The following is a 20,397-nucleotide window of genomic DNA, read 5'->3' as shown; positions in this document are numbered from 1 at the left end:
GCGTCGGGAAGCTACATCGGCTGGTTGCCGTGGTGCTTGGAGGTGCGGCGGCCGCGTCTCTTGCCTCGCAGCATCCGCAGGGATTCGGCGATGGCCTCGCGCGTCTGGCCGGGGTCGATCATCGCGTCGATCTGGCCGGTCTCCAGCGAGAGGTTGGCGTTCAAGGTCTCGGTCTCGTACTCCTTGATGTAGCGCGAGCGCAGCGCCTCGACGTCCTGCCCGCGTTCGGCGGCCTTGTGCAGGTCCTTGCGGTGGATGATGTTGACCGCGCCCGCGGCGCCGAGCACCGCGATCTGGCTGGAGGGCCAGGCGTAGTTGACGTCCGCGCCGATGGCCTTGGAGCCCATGACGATGTAGGCGCCGCCGAAGGCCTTGCGCAGCACCACGGAGACCATCGGCACCTGCGCGTTGGCGTAGGCGTAGATGACCTTGGCGCCGCGGCGGATGATGCCCGCGTGCTCCTGGTCGCTGCCAGGCTTGTAGCCGGGGGTGTCCACCAAGGTGACCACGGGCAGGTTGAACGCGTCGCACAGGCGGACGAACCGGGCGATCTTCTCGCTGGAGTTGACGTCGAGGATGCCGGCCTGCTCGTTGGGCTGGTTGGCGACGACGCCGACCGGATGGCCTTCGATGCAGGCGAAGCCGACCACCGCGCACTTGGCGTAGAGCGACTGCACGGGCACGAACTCGCCGTAGTCGACGATGCAGCGGATGACGTCGTTCATGTCGTAGGGCTGGCGGTCGTTGTCGGGCACGAGCGAGGCTAGGCGCTCGGCGGTCTCGCGGTCGGCGCGGGTGGCCGCGTAGGCGTAGGTCGGCGGCTGGCTTTCGCAGCTGGAGGGCAGGTAGGCGAGCACCGTGCGCGCGTAGTCGATCGCGTCGGCCTCGTCCTCGCCCAGGTAGTGGGCCACGCCGGAGACCGCGTTGTGCACCTTGCCGCCGCCGAGGTCCTCCATCGAGATCGTCTCGCCGGTGACGGACTTGACCACGTCGGGGCCGGTGACGAACATGTTGGAGTTCTGGCGGGTCATGATGATGAAGTCGGTCAGGGCCGGGCAGTAGACCGCGCCGCCCGCGCAGGGGCCGAGGATCAGGGAGAGCTGCGGGATGCAGCCGCTCGCCTCGCAGGTCTTGCGGAAGATGTGGCCGTACTGGGTCAGCGCCTCCACGCCTTCCTGGATGCGCGCGCCGCCCGAGTCGATGAGGGCGACCACCGGAATGCGCAGGTCGAGCGCCATGTCCATCAGGTGGCAGATCTTCTCGCCTTCGGCGTGGCCGAGCGTGCCGCCGCGCACGGAGAAGTCCTGCGCGTAGACGGCGACCTTGCGGCCGTAGACGTCACCGAAGCCGGTGATGACCGCGGAGCCCGCGACGCCCTTGTTGATGTCGCCGCCGGCGAAGCGGCCGATCTCCTGGAAGGAGCCGGAGTCGAAGAGCAGGTCGAGGCGCTCGCGGGCGGTGAACTTGCCCTTGGCGCTCTGGCGCTCGTGGGCGTGGCTTTCGGCGGCCTGCGCCAGCTGCGCGGCACGGGCCACAGAGGCGCGGATCGGCTGCTGGTCGAGCGGCTGGCTGCTGGCCATGGCCTTCTCGACGGCCGAGGTGGTGAGGACGTCAGCCATCAGCGGTCACCTTCCTTCGCCTGGTCCTGGGCCGGTTTCGCGGCGTCGGCCGATGCCGGCCCGCCCGCCGCGCCGGCGACGGCTCCGGACTTCTCGCGCTGCTCGGCGCCGTCCACGTCGAGCTTCATCAGCGTGGTGCCGGCGTCGACGGAATCGGACGGGCCCACGAAGATCTTCCTCACGGTGCCGTTGACGGGTGCGTAGACGTAGTTCTCCATCTTCATGCTCTCCAGCACGACGAGCAGGTCGCCCTTGGCGACGGCCTGGCCTTCCGCCACGTTGACGCGGGTGACGATGGCCTGCATCGGCGAGTCGATGATGCCGGACTTGCCGTCGTTGGCCTTGACCTTCTGCTCCACTGCGCCGCTTGACGAGCCGCGCAGGGGCTGGGTGCGGCGCTTGGAACCGCGGGCGCGGGCCGAGCCCATGAGGTTGTCGACGATGTCGCGAGGCACGGTGAGCTTGACGCGCTTGTTGTCGACCTCGATGACGAAGGAGTCGGTCTCCTGTTTCTTCGGCTGCTCCTCGGAGCCGCTGAGCGAGGCGGGCTGGCCGGTGCCGGCGCTCTTGGGCTTGCGGTTGAGGTACTTGCGCTCGAGCCACTTGGTGGTCACCGTGAACGGCTGACCGTCGGCGGTGAACTCGGGATCGTTGAAGATCGTCTCGAACAGCGGCTTCGGGCTGGGCACGCCCTCGAGCCTGAATTCCTTCAGGGCGCGGCGCACGCGGGCGACGGCGGTGGGCCGGTCCTGCGCGGTGACGACGAGCTTGCCCATCATCGAATCGAACTTCGGGGAGACCACGTCGCCCACCTTCACGCCGGAATCGACGCGGATGCCGGGGCCGGACGGCCAGTCCAGGCGCGTCAGGGTGCCGCCGGAGGGCGTGAGGTTCTTGTCGGGGTCCTCGCTGGTGATGCGCAGCTCGAAGGCGTGGCCGTGGCTCTGCGGGGCTTCGGTGAGTTCGCCGCCGTTGGCGATGTTGATCTGCTCGCGCACCAGGTCGAGGCCGCAGACCTGCTCGGAGACGGTGTGCTCCACCTGCAGGCGCGGGTTGACCTCGAGGAAGTAGACCTTGTGCTGCGGGGTGACCATGAACTCGCAGGTCCCCAGGCCCACGTAGTCCACGGCGTTGAACAGGCCACGGGAGTAGCGCTCGAGCTGCTCGCGCTCGCCGTCGGTGAGGAAGGGCGCGGGCGCCTCCTCGATGAGCTTCTGATTGCGGCGCTGCACGGAGCAGTCGCGCGTGGAATAGACGGTGAAGTTGCCGTGGGAGTCGCGGCCGGACTGGGTCTCGACGTGGCGGGCCTTGTCGATGAACAGCTCGACGAAGTACTCGTCGAGGTCGCCGCCCTCCAGGGCGTCGTGGTTCATGTAGAAGCTGCGCAGCTCGTCGTCGTTGTGCACCAGGGTGATGCCCTTGCCGCCGCCGCCGTCGGTGCGCTTCATCATCACCGGGTAGCCGTTGATCTGCGCGAAGGTGAGCAGCTCGCGCATGTCCTTCACCGGCTCGGAGAGGCCCGGCACCGGTGGCACGTGCGCGCGCTTGGCGACGCGGCGTGCGGTGATCTTGTCGCCCAGGTCGGTCAGGGCGGTGGGGCTCGGCCCGATCCAGGTGGCGCCGGCCTTGATGACCTTGTCGGCGAAGGAGGCGATCTCGGAGAGGTAGCCGTAGCCGGGGTGGACCGCGTCGGCCCCGCTGCGGCGCAGCACGTCGATGATCAGATCCTCGTCCATATAGGACCGGTAGGAGTCCCCGTGAAGCAGATAGGCCTCGTCGGCCATCTGAACATATTGCGCATCCCTGTCCTGCTCGGCGTAGATCGCCACCGTCGGAATCCCCATCTCGTGGGCCGTGCGGATGACCCTCAAGGCGATTTCGCCGCGGTTCGCCACCAGCAGTTTGTTGACATTCTTGACCATGGTTTCCAACGTAACGCCTGGGCCGAACCCGGCGCGAGCGTCAAATCCACAAAATCGTCGGAGCGCTTTTGTAGGTTCGTACAAAGATGCACGACACATGGGAAACCATGAAAAAACGGGGCGCCGCCCGCCGAGCCAACACTCGGTGAACGGCGCCCCGTCGGGTGCCAATGCCTACTACGAGAGGAGGATGTCGTAGGAACTGGTCTTCGTCTTGCCCGGATCGAGCAGGATATTGCCTTCCTTATGCATGATGTCCACCAGATCGCCGGTGACGTCGGGCAGTCCGTTGAACGGTTCGATGCACAGGAACGGCGCGTCCGCGCCCTCCTTGGTCCACAAGGTCAGGTAGCGGAAGTCGGAGAGCGTCAGCGACACCGAGTGGCTCGTCTTGGGCGAGGAGAGCGTGACCTTGTCGATGCCCTCGTTCTCGATGATGATGAGGCCGTCGTCGAAGTGGCGGTAGCGCAGCGGCAGCTCGCCGTCGAACCCTTCGACCTCCTTGAGCTTGCCGTCGCGGTAGGGGTTCGGGGTCTTGACGATCTCAAACTGGCGCAGCTTGCTCTGGCTGGGCGAGAACGTGAGGGTGTAGTCCTCGAAGGACCCCTCCCCCGCCACCGGCACGTTGAACGCCGGATGCGAGCCCAAGGAGTACGAGAGCGGCTTGTCGCCCTCGTTGCCCACGGCGAAGCTCAGCGAAAGCCCCGCCTCGCCCAGCGTGAACGTGATGCTCAACGTGAAGTCGAAGGGGTAGAGCTTGCGCGTCTCGGCGTTCGCGGCGAGCCGCAGCGTCAGCTTGGTGTCGCTGGACTCGACGACGTCGAAATCGTACTCGCTGACGAAGCCGTGCTGGGGCATGTCGTAGCGCTTGCCCCCGTAGGTGTAGGCGTCCTCGTTCGACCTGCCGATCGCCGGGAACAGCACCGGCGCGTGCTTGGGCCAGAGGTCGTTGTTCCAGATGTAGTCGAAGTGGCCGTGACGGTTGTAGATGTGGTTGATCTGCGCGCCATGACGGTCGACTTCCACCAGGAAGTTGTCATTTTGCAGTTGTTCCATTATCTAGTCCTTAGTCTTGCTGCCGACAACGGCGGGCATCACTTGGCCGCCTTGGCGGACTTGATGATGCCGTGCTGCCACCTGCCGTGATCAAGATCGTTGGCGATGCGCTTGAACTCCTTGTCGGAGAGCTTGTAGAGGAACAGCAGGATGAGCATGGCGGCGATCAGGGCGACGCCGGGATACAGGGTCATGGCGGCCTTGATGCCCAGCAGGGTCTGCGCCGACTGCTTGGCGTTGGCGACATAGCCGGTGACGGCCAGCACGCCTGCGGAGATGATGGCGGCCAGGGACTGCGCGATCTTCCTGGAGAAGTTGAAGGCCGCGTAGGTGGTGGCCTCCTTGCGCACGCCGGTGTGCCATTCGCCGTAGTCGATGGTGTCGGAGACGAAGGCCCAGGTGATGCCGTTGGGGATGGCCAGGCCGGTGTAGCCGATGGTCACCAGGATGATGAAGGACCACAGGTTGGTGGGGATGACGAAGTTGAGGATGTTGGCGACCGCGCCGACCACGAAGCCGGCGATGGCCGTGCGCTTCTTGCCGAAGTGCTTGGTGAGCGTCGGGATCATGAAGACGCCGACAACGGAGGTGCCCATCATGATGCCGTTGACCAGCGGCTGCAGGCCGATGTTGCCGAGGTCGTACTGGCAGAAGTAGACCATCATCTGGTTGTTGGTGTTCATCGCGGAGATGGTGAAGAGCGTCATGAGGATGAGCGCGAGCAGCGGGCCGTTGGTGAAGACGACCTTGATGTAGTCCTTGAAGCCGTTCTTCTCCTTCTGGACCTCACGGTTGACCTTCACGTTCTCCCTGGTGCCCAGGTAGCAGACGGCGAAGCCGCAGACGCCGATGACGGCCATGACCACGGAGGCGAAGAAGTAACCCTGCTTCTCGGTCGGGAAGAGCAGCACCAGCGGGATGAAGGCGATGCCGGTGACCAGCTGGGCGCCCACGGAGCCGACCTGGCGGGTGGTGGACATCAGGCTGCGGTCCTCGACGTTACGGCTCATCACCGATGCGAGCGAGCCATAGGGATCGTTGGTGAACGAATAGATCAGGCCCCAGATCATGTAGGTGGCGTAGGCCCACACCAGCTTGCCGCCCGCGGAGAGGTCGGGCATGGTGAAGGTGACCACCGTCATCACGGCCAACATCATCGCGCAGAGCATCATCACCGGGCGGAACTTGCCGCGCTTGCCGATGTTCTTGCGGCTGTCGATCACCGTGCCGGCGATCGGGTCCATGAACGCGTCGAAGATCTTCGTGAAGCCGAAGATGCCGGCCACCGCGCCGGCTCCGATGCCGGCGACATCGGTGTAGAACTTGGTGAGGTAGGCCTGGCCCAGATCGAACATGAATCCGTTGCCGAAATCGCCGAAGCCATATGAGATCTTCTGTATCAGCGGGATCTTCTTGTTGACGCTGCCCGCCTCGTCGTTGATGACGTCGCCCTCGACGGCCCCATCGACCTTGCTAGTCTCAGTCATTGCTTTTCTCTTTCTATTGTGGTCTCATCGTCGCCGGGCATCCACCGGTATCGGGTTGTCCCTACCGATACGGCCCCATCGGGAAAGGGACCGATGCGCATCAGCGCGAACCAGGCCTTGCGAACCCGCCATTGGCAGCAGGCTTTCGCACCGGGCCGTATACGAATCTCTGCGCGCCGGGCCGAATCGACGCCCCGACGCACAGAGACCCTATCGATGGCGTGCGGCCCGCTCAGCCGGCCGCACGCCGCACATCGCCTCAGTCGGTGAACAGTTCCTTGGCGTTGTTGAAGGACACGTCACGCACGATCGGCTCGAGGAACTCGGGATCGCCGGGCATCTCGCCGCGGGCGACCCACTCGCCGATCTGCTCGCAGAGGATCCTGCGGAAGAACTCGTGGCGCGGGAACGACAGGAAGCTGCGGGAATCCGTGGTCATGCCCACGAAGTTGCCCAGCAGCGACGTCTCGGCCATGACCTGCAGCTGCTTGCGGATGCCGTTGCGGGTGTCGTTGAACCACCAGGCGTTGCCCAGGGCCATGCGCTGCTTCATGCCGCCCTGGAAGCAGCCGGCGACCGTGGAGATGGCCATGTAGTCGTTCGGATTGAGCGAGTAGATGAGCATCTTCGGGATGCCGCCCTTGTTGTGGGCCGCGTTGAGCAGGTAGGCCAGGGGCTCGGCGATGGAACGGTCGTTCAGGGCGTCGAAGCCGGTGTCGGGGCCGTGGTCCGCGAAGCCCTTGGTGTTGATGTTGAGCAGGGAGTGGATATGCAGCTGCATGGTCCAGCCCTTGGCGTTGTACATGCGCATCAGCTCGATGAACAGCGCGGTGCGGTACTGCGAGAACTCGAGCGGGGTGACGCCCTTGCCGGCGCGCGCCTTGTCGAGGATGGCGTTGAGCTCGGAATCGCTGGCCTCGTCGTAGGTCATGATGCCACCGGCGTGGTCGGAGAGGCGGCAGCCGTGGTCGTGGAAGTAGTCCACGCGCTTGGCGAGCGCGGAGACCAGATCGGCGAACGAATGGATGGTGACGCCGCTGGCGGCCTCCAGGCGGTTGACCCAGTCGCCGAATCCGGGCTGGTCGGGCTTGAGGGCGGGATCCGGGCGGAAGGCCGGGATCATGTTGAAGCTCTCGTTGTCCTTGGCGAACAGCTCGTGGTAGTGCAGGTCGTCCACGGGGTCGTCGGTGGTGCAGATGGTGTCCACCTTGAAACGACGCAGCAGGGAACGGCGGGAGAACTCGGGGGTGGCCAGCATCTCGTTGGTCTGCTCATAGATGCTGCGGGCCGTGCGGCTGCTCAGCACGTCCTTGATGCCGAAGTAACGGCGCAGCTCCATCTGGGTCCACATGAACACCGGGCTGCCCACGGCCTTCTCCATGGTCGAGGCGAACGCCTGGAACTTGTCCCAGGGGTCGCCCTTGCCGGTGATGAGGTCCTCGGGCACGCCGTTGGCGCGCATGAGCCTCCACTTGTAGTGGTCGCCGTAGTTCTTGCCGTCGGTCAGCCAGGCGTCGACGATGTTGCCGAAGTTCGGATCATCGTAGATCTCCTGGGGATGCAGGTGGCAATGGTAGTCGACCACGGGCAAATCCTCCGCGGTGTCGTGGAACAGCTTCTTCGCGGTATCTGTCGTCAGCAGATAGTCATCATCAAGAAAATCCATTTTCGCTTCCTTTGTGAACCTTGCATCGGCCTCATTGCCAGCACAATGCAGATTTTTTTGTGACATTTATCACGTTATTTCAACTAAATGGGGAATCTTGCTTTTGTTGCCAAGGTTTGCAAGGCATTGTAATGCAATGTACGGCTTCGGTACGCAAGACGTCGGGACATGCGAAAGCGGCGTGACCGAAGCCACGCCGCCAATAACGCGTCTGGAGATGCACGCCGCACCCGCGGAACCGGTTCAGACCCGACTCGTCCTGAGCCCCGCTCCGACGCGGCCTGCCGGGGGCTTGGAAGCGGGCAAGCCCTGCAGCGGCCCCGACAGGCCGCCTGCCATGTGGAAGCCCGATGCCGGCGGCTCCCCTCCCCGGGTGCTCTCGCGCAGCACGAACGAGGTGGGGATGCTGGCGAAGAGCTCCTTCTTCGCATCGCCGCCGATGACGTCGCGAAGCGTCTTCTCGGCGTAGGCCCCGACCTCCGGCAACGACATGTGGATGCTCGAGATCGACGGATTGCTCATGCGCCCGACGAGGTCGTCGTCGAAGCCGATGACCGAGAAATCACGGGGGCATTGCAGGCCGCGCTTGCGCATGCCGGCCACGAACCCGATCGCCATCATGTCGTTGTGCGCGATCACGGCGCTGGTGGGAAAGTCGAGGTAGCGGTCGACGCAGGCGTAGCCGCCCTCGAAGGTCGGCGTGCCGGGCCAGAAGCGCCGCACGTGGATCCCACGGACCTGGCATTCGTGGCGCAGCGCCTTCCAGCGCACGCCCACCGACCAGGAGCTCGCCGGGCCGTCGAGGTAGGTGATGTCCGCGCCGGGCTGGCTGACCTGCAGCTGTTCGATGGCCTGCCGGATGCCCGGGCGCACGTCGATGACGACGCTGGGCACGCCGCGCACCGCGCGGTTGACGACCACCAGCGGCCGGGCCTGCGCGCATTTGCGGATCATCGCGTCGGTCATGCGCGAGGAGACGAGGATGACGCCGTCGGCGTCCTTGACTACCTTGTCGAAGGCGATCCGCTCCAGCGCGGGGCTCTCGCGTGTCTCGGAGACGATCAGGCCCAGCCCGTGCTTGAAGCACTGGCGCTGCACGCTGCGCATGATGTCGGAATAGAACTGGTTGGAGATGTCGGGCACGAGGATGGCGATCAGGCCCTTGCGATGGCGTATCGGCCTGACGTCGACGGCCTCGCTGTGGTAGCCGAGCTCGTCGGCGGCCTTGAACACCCTCTTCGCGGTGGTGGCGCTGACCCTGTCCGGCCGCGAGAAGGCCCTTGAGACCGTTGATGTGGACACCTTCGCCCTGCTCGCCACATCGCGTATCGTCACTTTGGTATGTGGTCGTTGCATAGGCCTCCTCACCTAAGTGCGTATACCCGGATGCCCGTTGCCGACGCCGAGGCGACGACAGCGGGCCCATGCCTGCGAACATCACCGTTTAACAGGCAAAACCGGATTAATTGCTATGTTACTCTGTTATGCCATCCTTGAAAATCGCGATTTCGTGCATGCCGTACTGCTCGTTGCGGGTCTGCTCGCCGTCGACCGCGCCCAGCACCTTGTCGATGAAATCGGGGAGGACGTCGTCCATGGGCTCCTCGAGCAGGCGGCCGGCGTTGAAGTCGATCCAATGCGAGTGCTTGCCGGCCAGCGGGCTGTTGGTCGCCACCTTGAAGGTCGGCACGTAGGTGCCGAACGGCGTGCCGCGGCCGGTGGTGAAGAGCACCATGTTGCAGCCGGCGGAGGCCAGCGCCGAGGACGAGACCAAGTCGTTGCCGGGCGACTGCAGCAGGGTGAGGCCGGGCTTGGTGGCGTAGTGGCCGTAGGCGATCACGTCGGTGACCTGGCATTTGCCGCCCTTGCGGATGCAGCCCAGCGACTTGTCCTCGAGGGTGGTGATACCGCCCTTCTTGTTGCCCGGCGACGGGTTCTCGCCGATGGGCTGGTGGTGGCGGCGGAAGTAGTCCTTGAAGTTGTTGATCAGCGAGACGATGCTGTCGAAGGTGGCCTCGTCCTTGGCGTGGCTCATCAGCACCTGCTCGGCGCCGAACATCTCCGGCACCTCGGTGAGCACGACCTTGCCGCCCTGGCCCACCAGGAACTCGGCGAACTTGCCGACCAGCGGGTTGGCCGTGACCCCGGAGAGCCCGTCGGAGCCGCCGCACTTGACGCCGATGGTCAGCTCGTTGAGCGGGACGGGCTCGCGGTGGTCGCCCTTGGCGGCCTCGTCGAGCTGGTCGAGCAGGGCCTCGGCGGTGGCGTACTCGTCGTCCTCGTTCTGGCAGACCATGAACTTCACGCGCTCCGGGTCGTAGACGAGCCCCTCGCGGATGTCGTCGACGCCCTCCCACGGGTTCTCGCTCTCCTCGCCGCAGCAGCTGAGCCCCGAGCGGAACTCGTCGATCTGGTTGTTCTCGCAGCCCAGGCCGACCACCAGGACGCCGCCGGCGTTGGCGTGGGCGGTGATGTCCTGCAGCAGGCGCTTGGTCATCTCGTGGTCGCCGCCGAGCTGCGAGCAGCCGTAGGGATGGTGGGCGATGACGATGGAGTCGAACGAGCCGTTGCCGGGATGGCGCTGCTTGAACCGGGAGACGATGTTGTCGCACAGCGAGTTGATGCAGCCGACGGTGGGCACGATGTAGAGGTCGTTGCGCACGCCGACCTTGCCGGTCTTGCGCCGGTAGCCCTGGAAGGTGCGCGTCGAGACTCCTCCGTCGACGTCGCAACCGGGGGTCACCACGCCGGCCACCGGCTCGTAGCTATAGGAAAGGTCGGGGCCGAGGTTCGACTTGCAGTTGTGGGTATGGACCCATGAGCCCGCGGGGATGTCCGCCTTCGCGTGGCCGATCGGGTAGCCGTATTTGACGATCTGCTCGCCGGCGGCGATGTCGCGCACCGCGATCTTGTGCCCGCGCGGCACGTCGTCGCGCACCGTGAGCGGCTGGTCCATGCCGGCCACCTCGACCTGATCTCCGGCGTGGAAATCACGGGCGGCCACGACCACCTTGTCGGCGTTGTCAAGCTTTATGGTATCCATATCCGTCTCTTTCACCTAGATGCGCCGCCGTCCCATGCGGACCTCCGCGGACCCGCATGGGACGACCGGCGACTTGGTTAACCGTTGATCAGGCCAGGCCCTGCACCAGGCTGGCGATGCCGTCCTTGCCGATGGCCTCGAAGTCCTGCTTGACCAGGTCCTCGAGCCCGGCGATGGCCGTGAGGTCCTCGCCCCACAGCTCGGCCGACGCCAGGGCGTCATGGACGTAGGAGTCGTTCTTGGCGAGCTTGAGGCACAGCTCCTGCACCTCGGGCGAATCGTCGATGTTGACCTTGCCGTCGGCGAATCCGCCGTAGGTGTAGAGCAGGGCCGCGAGCGCCAGCACCAGGCGCTTGGGCAGGCTGCCGCGCTGTTCGACGTTGCGCTTGACGATCGGCAGGATGCGCACGCTGTACTTCGACACGGAATTGAGGCCGATCGAATCGAGGCGGTGCTCGTTGAACGGGTTGGCGAAGCGCTCGATGACCTGCGAGGCGAAGGTCTTGAGCTCGTCGGCCGGCAGGGTGAGGACGGGGATGACCTCCTCGTTCATCTCGCCGAGCACGAAGGAGCGCATGGTCTCGTCGTTCATCGCGTCGCCCACGGTGGAGATGCCCTCGAGGCGGGCGATCTGGGCGAGCGAGGTGTGCTGGCAGTTGAGCAGGTAGACCTTGCGCTCGCGGTAGGGCTGCACGTCGTCGGTGGTGATGAGGTTGATGCCGAGCTTCTTGGCGGGGATCAGCTCGTCGACCTTGGCCTGGGCGGCCTTGTCGCCGGCGATGACCCAGGAGTAGAAGGGCTCGGCCTTGTCGAGCAGGTCGTCCTGGTAGTTGATGTCCTTCCAGAGCTGGTCGGCCTCCGCCGCCGGGAAGCCGGGGACGATGCGGTCGACGAGGGTGGAGACGAAGGTGTTGTCGCTGTCGATCCACTTGATGAAGTCGTCGCCGAAGCCGAAGCGGTGCGAGACCTCGATCAGCGCGTCGTGCAGCGCCTTGCCGTTGTCGGCGATGAGCTCGCAGGGCACGATCAGGAATCCGGGCAGGCCCTTGTCGAAGCGGCGCTTGAGCAGGTGGGCCAGCTTGGCGGGGTAGCCGTTGGGCGGGGTCATCTGCACGGTGTCGGCGTCGTCGATGGCGATGCCAGCCTCCGTGGTGTTGGAGATGATGATCTGGGTGGCCGGGTCGTCGGCCAGGGCCAGGTAGCGGTCCCACTCGTCGTAGACCTTCACCGTCTTGCCGATGGAATCGACCAGCGTCTCGCTCTGCACGGTCTTGCCGTCGAGGATGCCCTTGAGCACCACGGTGTAGAGGTTGTCCTGGGCGCGCAGGTCATCGACCCGGCCCTTCGCCAGAGGCTGCACGACGGCCACGTTGCCGTTGAACAGTCCCTTCTCATTGAGCTTCTGGAAGGTCCAGTCGACGAACGCGCGCAGGAACCCACCCTCGCCGAACTGGATGACCTTGATCGGCCGATCGGCGGCCTCCGGCTTGGTCAGCCCCAGCTTCAGCGCCACTTCCTTGTTGAGATGCTCCATGATTATGACTCCTTTGCTCATAATTCCTTATTGTTTACAACATTGTCCGCAGCCGTGCGCCGCTCAGGCGTTCTTGGCCTCGATGATCGGCTTGACCAGCTCGCGCGCCTGCTTGCAGGCCTTGGTGATGGCGTCCCAGTCACCGGAGTTCTGCGCGTCCTTCGGCACCGGGAAGCTACCGCCGACGGCGAAGACGTTGGGCAGGCTGATGTAGTCCTTGAGGTTCTTCAGCGAGACCCCGCCGGTCGGCAGGAACTTCATGTCGGAGAACGGGCCGTTGAGCGCCTTCAGCGTCTTGACGCCGCCGTAGGCTTCGGCCGGGAAGAACTTGACGTAGCGCAGGCCGCGGTCCCAGGCCTTCTCCACGTCGGTGGGCACGGCGGTGCCGGGCACGACGAGGATGTCGTCGCCCATGCACCAGTCGACCACCTGCTCGTCGAAGTCGGGGGTGACGATGCCGGTGCAGCCCGCCTCGATCGCCTGGTGCGCCTGACGCACGGTGTGAACGGTGCCGGCCATCAGGGTGACCTCCGGGACCTCGGCGTGGATGCGGCGCATGCCTTCCAGCGCGGCGGCCGACCTGAACGTCACCTCGGCGACGGGCACGCCGCCGGCGGCCAGCGCGCGGGCGAGCGGGACGGCCTCGTCGGGCGTGTTGAAGGTGACCAGCGGGATGACGCCGATCGAGCAGAGGTAGTCCGTCTGCTCCTTGAGGCTCAGCCTTTCGTGGCTCTCGCGCTTGGGATAGGTGGTGATGGTGGTCATGATCGCTCCTTCGTGGAATCGTTGCTCATTGCTTGTCGTTGTGTGTGTCGGGTGTGGCGGCACGGCGGTGACCGTCCATGAACGCCTTGAGTTGCTCGGGGGTCGGCAGTCCCTCGTTGTCCGAGGGCGACTGGGTCTGGATGGCGCCCACGGCGCATCCGCGCTCGAGCGCCTTGTCGACGGGCAGGCCCTCCATCAGCGCGGAGAGCAGGCCGGCGGAGAATCCGTCGCCCGCGCCGACGCTGTCGACGACGTGGTCCACCACGAATCCGGGCACGTAGACGCCATGGGTGCCGTCGGTCGCCCACGCGCCGCGGGCCCCGTCCTTGACCACGGCGTAGCGCGCGCCGTTGTCGATGAATGCCCGGCCCACGTCCTGCGGGGTGGAGCAGCCGAAGAGCTCCTCGCCCTCGCGCCGTCCGGGCAGCACCAGGTCGGCCTGCGAGGCCAGCCTCTTGAGCGTGGCGCGCATCTGGCGCTCGGAATCCCAGAGCACCGGACGCAGGTTCGGGTCGAAGGAGACGAAGATGTGGTTGAAGCGCGCACGGGCCACCAGAGCATCGGCGGCCTCCATGGTGCTTGCGGAAAGCGGCGAGAGGATCCCCGTCAGGTGCAGCACGGAGATGCCCTGCAGGTCGAGGTCGAACATGTCCTGCGCCGACATGGCGGAGGCCGCCGAGCCGCGGCGGAAGTAATAGGTCTTCGGGTCGCCATGGGAGACCTTCGTCTTCATCATGAACCCGGTGTAACGGCTTTCGTCAACGCCCACCCGCGAATCGGTGAGGCCGTTGTCGTTGATGAACGAGGTGATGCGCTCGCCCATGGGATCCTTGCCCACACGCGTGACGTATACGGGGCGCTGGCCGAGGCGCTTGAGGCCGAGGGCCACGTTGAGCTCGGCGCCGGCCACCGAGGCGTGGAACTCGTCCACCCGGCTGCACGAGCCTTCCTCGTCGGCGGCGAAAAGCCCCATGCTCTCGCCGACGAGCAATATCCCACCTGCGCGCAGACCGCGAATCCCGAACGCCGGACCCTCGTTTGTGCCAACCATGCCCACTCCTCTGTATCTGCCGGATGGATGCGGGGCAAGTGAAACCAACGTTCCCACTACGTCATAGTGCTATGTGACTTTCCTCACATATTGTCCCGTACCCACAACCTTATGGAATGGAGCATGGAATCATTCATCTTGTTGCCAACAGTTGCAGATTTCGTCGGGGCCCATGGAGCGGCGTGGCACGCGGGCGCGTTCAGGCGAGCACGCCCACGTCGGCGGTGCGCACCACATGCGGCGCGCCGGATTCGTCCTCGACGGTGAGCGACGCGTCGGCGTTGAGCGACAGGGCCCGGCCCCGAAGCGTGGTGCCGTCGGCGAACCTGGCCTCGACCAGCCGACCCAGGGTCCAGCAGTGGCGTTGGGTTTCGTCAAGCAGGCGGGGCAGCTCCCCGGACGGGTCGGCGGCCAGGGCGGCCAGGCGACGGCGCAGCGAGGCGGCCAAGCGCGCGGCGACCATGTCGCGCACGGTGCGGCCGTCGGGAAGGCCTTGGTAGAGCAACTGCAGCGAGGTGGAGATGGGGGTGGGCAGCGCCTCGGCGGGCAGGGCGAGGTTGATGCCGATGCCGAACATCACGCCCACGGCCGGCTCGGCGTCGGCGGCGGTGTCGCCCGGATTCCGAAACCGGTCCACGCCATCCGGCAGCTCCACCAGTTCGGCGAGGATGCCACCCAGCTTGTGGCCGTCATGGAAGATATCGTTCGGCCATTTGAGCATAAGGCCGCCGTCATGCGCGCCAAGGGGTTCGACGCCGCACTCCCCCAGCGCCCCGTTCAGGGCGTCGAGCGAGGCGAGGCCCGCGACCATCGTGAACCAGCCGTTGAGCTCCGGGTCGGTGACCAGGCGGCGCGGCAAGGCGGTCACGAAAGTGGCCAGCAGCGACGAGCCGGCTTGGTCGCTCCACCGGCGCCCCAGCCTCCCGTGGCCGGCGGACTGCGCGTCGGCGCAGATCACGGCCAGGCGCGGCCCGCCCTCGTCGACGAGTCCCAACGCACCATCCGCCAGCAGCGTGCGTCCCAGGATGTTCGTGGAGTCGACGGCCGCGAGCGCGACCAGTTCGTCGGCGGCCAGTGCGGTGCGTGGCATGGCCGGCGTGATTGCTCCCACTTCATCGGCGAAGAAGGCGTATTCCTGCCCGACCCGCTCAAGGCGCCTCGCGAGGACGCCGGACCATGACTGTTCGCTCATGCTGACCACTCTACGCGCCCGCCGTCACGCTCTGGCCCGGGCAGGTTCACGACGCACGCTAGAATCCAGAGCATGAGCAATGCCAACGATTCCGCGAGACCGCGCCCGGACGCCATGGGCGAGAACGGCCAGATTCCGGGAATCGCGCACGTCACGGAATTGTCTGGGACCGGTTCCCGAACCTCTCCCCGCGACACGCAGACCATGCACGGCGGGAACACGGCAGGCGGCAAGTGGCACGGCGCCATCGGCGCGACGGCCCGCTGGGGCCTGGCCGTGCTGGCCTGCCTGTGGCTCGCATGGTGCACCGCGATCGGCCCGCTCTATTGGCAGTTCGACCTCAACCCCAAGGCCGCGACCCTGGGCGCCTTCTCGTGGATCAACGGCCTGATCGGCGTGCTCACGTTCGCCGCTTACCTTATTATCATCATCGAATTGGTGCGCTACGCCCGTGGGCTGCGGCTGGTGCCGCGGCGGGTGGGCTGGTGGTTCCAACGCGCCTCGATCCGCCTGCATCATGGCAAGCGCGGCTCGCGACCCGTCGCCGTCAGTGTCACCGAGGATGCCGACCACGATGGCGCAGCCTCCGCACACGCAACAGACGGAGAAGATGACGGCGGTGATACCGTTCGTGGCGATGATGAAAGCACCGACTCTGCCGCCGACCACCATTGCCAGACCCAAGCGAAATCGCGCAAGGCCGGCAAGGGACGCTTCCGCCGGTTCGCGCGCAAGGCCGTCGCGCTCTGCCGCCGCTGGCTCATGCGCGGCACCGACCGTTGGCAGCGCATCGCACTCGTCCTGCTGATCGGCTGGCTGTGGGTGCCGACGACGCTCGTCACCGCGTTCGGCGCGGACCTGCGCAGTCAGTTCCGCGAGTTCAGCTGGGCGTTGAACCAGTGGACCGGTCTCAGAGAACCCTATATCGGCTTCTTCTCCTTCGTGCCGATGGACATCTACCCCACCGCGCACTACCTGTGGCCGGCCAACCCGACCTACCTGACCGACCAGCACAACATCGTGCTGACCATGGTCTACGGCTCGGTGGCGGCCCTCTCGCGCTTCTTCACCGGCTCGAACGACTGGGGCATCGCGGCGCTCTCCTTCGCCCAGTTCCTCTTCGCGGTCTTCTGCGTGGCGGTCACCGCCGACCGGTTCCTCAACCGCCCCTGGCTCGCCCATGTGCGCAACGGCGCGAACGGCAAGGACGACCGGAACAAGCATGATGGCGCTGACGCCACGTCGGTCAAAGGCACCGATGGCGACAAGCTCGTCGGCGCGCTGCCGATCATCGGCCCGCTCGTCCGCCTGGCCATCATGGCGTTCTTCCTGTTCTGCCCGCTGGCCGTCTTCTCCACCATCAGCCTGACCAAGTCGCCGCTTTTCGCCTTCGCCTTCATCTGGTGGTTCGGCGTGGTCTACGAGCTGCTGATGACCCGCGGCATGCGCATCGAGCGACCACACCATGACGGAAAATCCGGAGAATCCGGAAAATCCGACAGGAAGCGGCTGACCGGCGCTCCCCTGCTCGGCCAGATACGCGGCCACAGCCTCGCCGCCCTGGCCGTCTCGACGGTCGTGATGCTGATTTCCGCCAAATACGCCTGGTACATCCTCGTCGTCGAGATCGTGCTGCTGCTGGTCAGCGACCGCAAGCGTTGGAAGACCTATGCCGTCGGCATCCTGCTGCCGCTGGTCGTGGTGCACGGCGGCCTGTCGCTGCTCATCGCGAACGGAACGATTATCGGCGGCGACCCCATCGAGAGCCACGGCGTCCAGCTGCAGCAGATCGCCCGCGTCGCCAGGCTCGAGCCGAAGACCATCCCCCAATCCGCGCGCGACGAGCTCGCCCCGATCTTCAACCTCGACCAGATGGCGGAGGCCTACAAGCAGCAGGACGCGGACCCGGTGAAGTCCTCGGGCATCCAGTCGAAGAAGGTCAGCTACCGCTGGCGCACCGTCACCGCCGCCGACATGGCCAACCTCAACAAGGCGTGGCTGCAGATCGTCAAGGCCAACCCACGCGTCTCGCTCGACGCGCTGATGGCCAAGAGCTACGGCTACTTCGACATCGCCGACGGCCCCTACATCGACATGACCTACTACGCCTCCAACGAGTACGTGCGCACCACGACCGCATGGATCGGCTCCTGGTGCGCGCCCTGGCGCGGAGCGATCACCCAGTTCGCCAAGCAGTGGAGCCACATCCCGGTGCTCGGCTGGATCATCCACGGCAACACCTACGTCATCGCCACCCTGCTGATCGGGGCCGCCGAGGTCATCCAGCGGCGCTGGCGCACGCTCGTCACGCACATCCCGCTGCTGCTGCTCATGGGCGTCATGATCACCTCGCCGGCCAACAACTTCGAGCGGCATATGCTGCCCCTGGCCTTCCTGCTCGGGTTCGTTGCGATCACCTTCTGGCAGGACAGCCTCGCCGACCGGCGGGCCGGCATGCGCCCCGGGAACAATCGCCGGAATCCCCGCGAGGCGAACGCGCCACGGACTAGGATGAAGGCATGAGCATGCGCGACGTCCCCGATTTCCTCGACCTGATCGTCGGCATGAAACGCTCGATGGCCGCCAAGGCCGGCGATGGCGCCGGTGCGGCCGGCTCTGGCGATGACGGTTCGAACACCGACGCGATGCCACTGCGTTCCGCCGGCGAAGGCGAAGTCCACCTGCGCGACGATGACGCGAACAAGCGGATCAAGGTGCTCGCCGACGTGCAGGACAATCCCTCGCACGCCCCGCACCTCGACTTTTCGAGCAAGGCGACGCTCAGGTCCATCGCCTTCGAATGCCTGGCCGGCGGCCTCTGCGACGGACGGGTGCACGCCCTGCTGCATGTGCTGGACTGGCCCGACGAGTTCTCCTGCTTCTCCATCGGCGGCACCGCGGCCATCGATTTCGCCACTTCGCGCTCGATCATCGAGGCAAAGGTGCGCGACCTCGGCGGTGGGCATTGCCTGGTCGGGCGCGCCCATGGGCTCACGCTCGCGCTCATCGTCATGCAGAGCGCGGTGACCCCAGAGGTGACCTGCACCGCGGTGATGGAGGCCTTCAAGTCCGACGAACCGGTGTGCCTCGGGCCGACGCGGCGCGACCTTGCCGGCGCGGCACATTCGCTGTCTGCCACCCTGGCCTCGTTCGAGGCGCTGCCCGCGATCGGCGCGCCCTCCAGGCCGATGCGCGCCGACGACATGCTCCCCGAGCGGGCCCTGATCGGCGACGAGGACGCCGCCGACGAGCTCTACGAGCACGTCTACCGCAGCCTGCTGACCAACAACGACAACGATCCGACGCTGCAGACTGTCTCCGCGTTCCTCGACAACGGCGGCGCGCTCGACGTCACCGCCAAGGAGCTCAACGTGCATCCGAACACGGTGCGCTACCGCATCAAGCGCGCCGCCGAATCCACCGGCTGGGACGCCGGCGATCCGCGCGACGCCTTCGTGCTGCGCACCGCCATCGTCATCGGCCGCATCCGCGACCGGCGCTGACATCCGCCGACTTGCGCCATGGGTGCCCCTGTATGGGCAAGCGTATCCGGATAAGGCCCGTCTGATGGCGAACAGGCATGTGCGATTCCCGGAAAGTCCACGCGAGACAATCTTCCGGATGTCCCAGAATATGCGAAAGGTCCCGAACTGGTGCATCATGCACTGGTTCGGGACCTTCTGCAAACGACTGACGGCCATTTCAGGCCATCGTCACCCGATCTTGGAAAGACCTACTCAGGCGAGCGTCGCGATGTCGAGCGGCACGCCGGGGGCCATCGTGGAGGTGAGCGTCGCCTTGGAGATGTAGCGGCCCTTCACGGTCGCCGGGCGCAGACGCTTGATCTCGTCGGCCACGGCCTGGAAGTTCTCCTCCAGAGCCTTCTGCTCGAAGGACTTCTTGCCGATGATGAACGACAGATTGCCGTCCTTGTCAACGCGGAACTCGATCTTGCCGCCCTTGATGTCCTTGACTGCCTTGGCCACGTCCATGGTCACGGTGCCGGTCTTGGGGTTCGGCATGAGGCCACGGGGGCCGAGCACGCGGCCCAGGCGGCCGACCTTGCCCATCATGTCGGGGGTCGCCACGACGGCGTCGAAGTCAAGGAATCCACCCTGGACCTTCGCCACCATGTCGTCGTCACCGACCAGGTCGGCGCCGGCCTCGGTGGCCTCGGTGGCCTTGGGGCCACGCGCGAAGACGAGGACGGTCGCGGTCTTGCCGGTGCCGTTGGGCAGGTTGACCACGCCACGCACGAGCTGGTCGGCCTTGCGGGGGTCGACACCGAGGCAGTAGGTCGCCTCGAGGGTCTCGTCGAAACCGCGCTCGGGCATGCTCTTGAGCAGGGCGATCGCCTCGGAAGCGGTGTACAGGTTGCTGCTATCGACCTTCTCGGCCGCCTCGCGGTACTTCTTGGAATGCTTAGTCATCTCTGTGTCCCCTCTCAGCCTTCGACCGTGATGCCCATCGAACGGGCGGTGCCCGCGATGATCTTCATTCCGGCCTCGACGTCGCGAGCGGAAAGATCGGCCATCTTGGTCTCGGCGATCTCGCGGACCTGGGCCGAGGTGACGGAACCGACCTTGTGGGTCAGCGGGTTGTCGGTGCCCTTCTTGATGCCGGCGGCCTTGAGCAGCAGGGCCGCGGCCGGCGGGGTCTTAAGAATGTAGTCGAAGGAACGATCCTCGTAGACGGTGATCTCGACAGGGATGACCTGCCCCATCTTGTCCTTCGTCGCGTCATTGTAGGACTTGCAGAAGTCCATGATGTTGACGCCGTGCGAACCGAGCGCAGGGCCGAGCGGCGGCGCGGGGTTGGCCTTGCCGGCCTCGATCTGCAGCTTGATCAGCGCAGTGACCTTTTTTCCAGCCATGAATATGGCTCCTTTTCTTGTCTGTGCGGTGCCATCGGTCGCCTACGGCGCCATCGTGACATACCTCGCCCGGCCGTGCCTCTGGGGCCGCGCCGAACCTTGGTGCATCTGACGTCGCGGGTCTCCTCCCGCAACCGATATTGCTGTGCTGTGCTAGCGGGTCTCCCCTCCAGACACAAGCCTTACCAT

General features: G+C 65.8%; 15 protein-coding genes. 2 read left to right on the top strand and 13 right to left on the bottom strand.

Features of this window, described 5'->3' with window-relative positions:
- Nucleotides 1–11: 11 nt before the first annotated feature.
- From PT282_RS01540 to PT282_RS01490, 11 genes are all read right to left on the bottom strand, one after another.
- Nucleotides 12–1,580 carry an acyl-CoA carboxylase subunit beta gene (locus PT282_RS01540; protein ID WP_374114156.1) on the bottom strand — a complete coding sequence of 523 codons (1,569 nt, stop codon included), beginning with the start codon at nt 1,578–1,580 and terminating at the stop codon, nt 12–14.
- Between the two features lie 38 nt (nt 1,581–1,618).
- Entirely contained in the window at nt 1,619–3,541 is a 1,923-nt protein-coding gene (locus PT282_RS01535; RefSeq protein WP_277167839.1) for a biotin carboxylase N-terminal domain-containing protein, read from the bottom strand.
- Between the two features lie 177 nt (nt 3,542–3,718).
- A complete protein-coding gene (locus PT282_RS01530; protein ID WP_277167838.1) occupies nt 3,719–4,597 on the bottom strand; it encodes an aldose 1-epimerase family protein in 879 nt (292 codons plus the stop codon).
- A 38-nt stretch (nt 4,598–4,635) separates the two neighbouring features.
- Nucleotides 4,636–6,084 (bottom strand): glycoside-pentoside-hexuronide (GPH):cation symporter, encoded by a 1,449-nt coding sequence (locus tag PT282_RS01525; RefSeq protein WP_277167837.1) that lies wholly within the window; start codon nt 6,082–6,084, stop codon nt 4,636–4,638.
- A 259-nt stretch (nt 6,085–6,343) separates the two neighbouring features.
- Entirely contained in the window at nt 6,344–7,750 is a 1,407-nt protein-coding gene (gene uxaC, locus PT282_RS01520) for a glucuronate isomerase (RefSeq protein ID WP_277167836.1), read from the bottom strand.
- A 243-nt stretch (nt 7,751–7,993) separates the two neighbouring features.
- Entirely contained in the window at nt 7,994–9,106 is a 1,113-nt protein-coding gene (locus PT282_RS01515; protein WP_277167835.1) for a LacI family DNA-binding transcriptional regulator, read from the bottom strand.
- A 118-nt stretch (nt 9,107–9,224) separates the two neighbouring features.
- Nucleotides 9,225–10,793 (bottom strand): UxaA family hydrolase, encoded by a 1,569-nt coding sequence (locus PT282_RS01510; RefSeq protein WP_277167834.1) that lies wholly within the window; start codon nt 10,791–10,793, stop codon nt 9,225–9,227.
- An 88-nt stretch (nt 10,794–10,881) separates the two neighbouring features.
- A complete protein-coding gene (locus PT282_RS01505) occupies nt 10,882–12,348 on the bottom strand; it encodes a tagaturonate reductase (protein WP_277167833.1) in 1,467 nt (488 codons plus the stop codon).
- Between the two features lie 42 nt (nt 12,349–12,390).
- Complete coding sequence (gene eda, locus PT282_RS01500) at nt 12,391–13,092, bottom strand: bifunctional 4-hydroxy-2-oxoglutarate aldolase/2-dehydro-3-deoxy-phosphogluconate aldolase (protein ID WP_277167832.1); 702 nt, start codon at nt 13,090–13,092, stop codon at nt 12,391–12,393.
- Nucleotides 13,093–13,117: 25 nt separating this feature from the next.
- Nucleotides 13,118–14,143, bottom strand: coding sequence for a sugar kinase (locus tag PT282_RS01495; RefSeq protein ID WP_277167831.1), 1,026 nt, complete (start codon nt 14,141–14,143; stop codon nt 13,118–13,120).
- Between the two features lie 199 nt (nt 14,144–14,342).
- Nucleotides 14,343–15,233, bottom strand: a complete 891-nt coding sequence (locus PT282_RS01490) for a biotin--acetyl-CoA-carboxylase ligase (RefSeq protein WP_277168908.1) — start codon at nt 15,231–15,233, stop codon at nt 14,343–14,345.
- 174 nt (nt 15,234–15,407) lie between these two features.
- Here PT282_RS01490 and PT282_RS01485 point away from each other — a divergent pair, with 174 nt between their 5' ends.
- Nucleotides 15,408–17,858 (top strand): DUF6020 family protein, encoded by a 2,451-nt coding sequence (locus PT282_RS01485; protein ID WP_277167830.1) that lies wholly within the window; start codon nt 15,408–15,410, stop codon nt 17,856–17,858.
- Nucleotides 17,859–18,049: 191 nt separating this feature from the next.
- Nucleotides 18,050–18,838, top strand: coding sequence for a PucR family transcriptional regulator (locus PT282_RS01480; protein WP_374114155.1), 789 nt, complete (start codon nt 18,050–18,052; stop codon nt 18,836–18,838).
- 234 nt (nt 18,839–19,072) lie between these two features.
- Here PT282_RS01480 and rplA read toward each other — a convergent pair whose 3' ends face one another.
- Together rplA and rplK are read right to left on the bottom strand one after the other, a co-directional pair.
- Nucleotides 19,073–19,765, bottom strand: coding sequence for a 50S ribosomal protein L1 (gene rplA, locus PT282_RS01475; protein WP_277167828.1), 693 nt, complete (start codon nt 19,763–19,765; stop codon nt 19,073–19,075).
- 14 nt (nt 19,766–19,779) lie between these two features.
- Entirely contained in the window at nt 19,780–20,208 is a 429-nt protein-coding gene (rplK, locus tag PT282_RS01470; RefSeq protein WP_277167827.1) for a 50S ribosomal protein L11, read from the bottom strand.
- Nucleotides 20,209–20,397 lie beyond the last annotated feature (189 nt).

This window comes from Bifidobacterium sp. ESL0763 (assembly GCF_029433395.1).
Lineage (GTDB): Bacteria > Actinomycetota > Actinomycetes > Actinomycetales > Bifidobacteriaceae > Bifidobacterium.
Note: the sequence above shows the minus strand (reverse complement) of the source record. Positions and strands in the feature narration are given on the sequence as shown.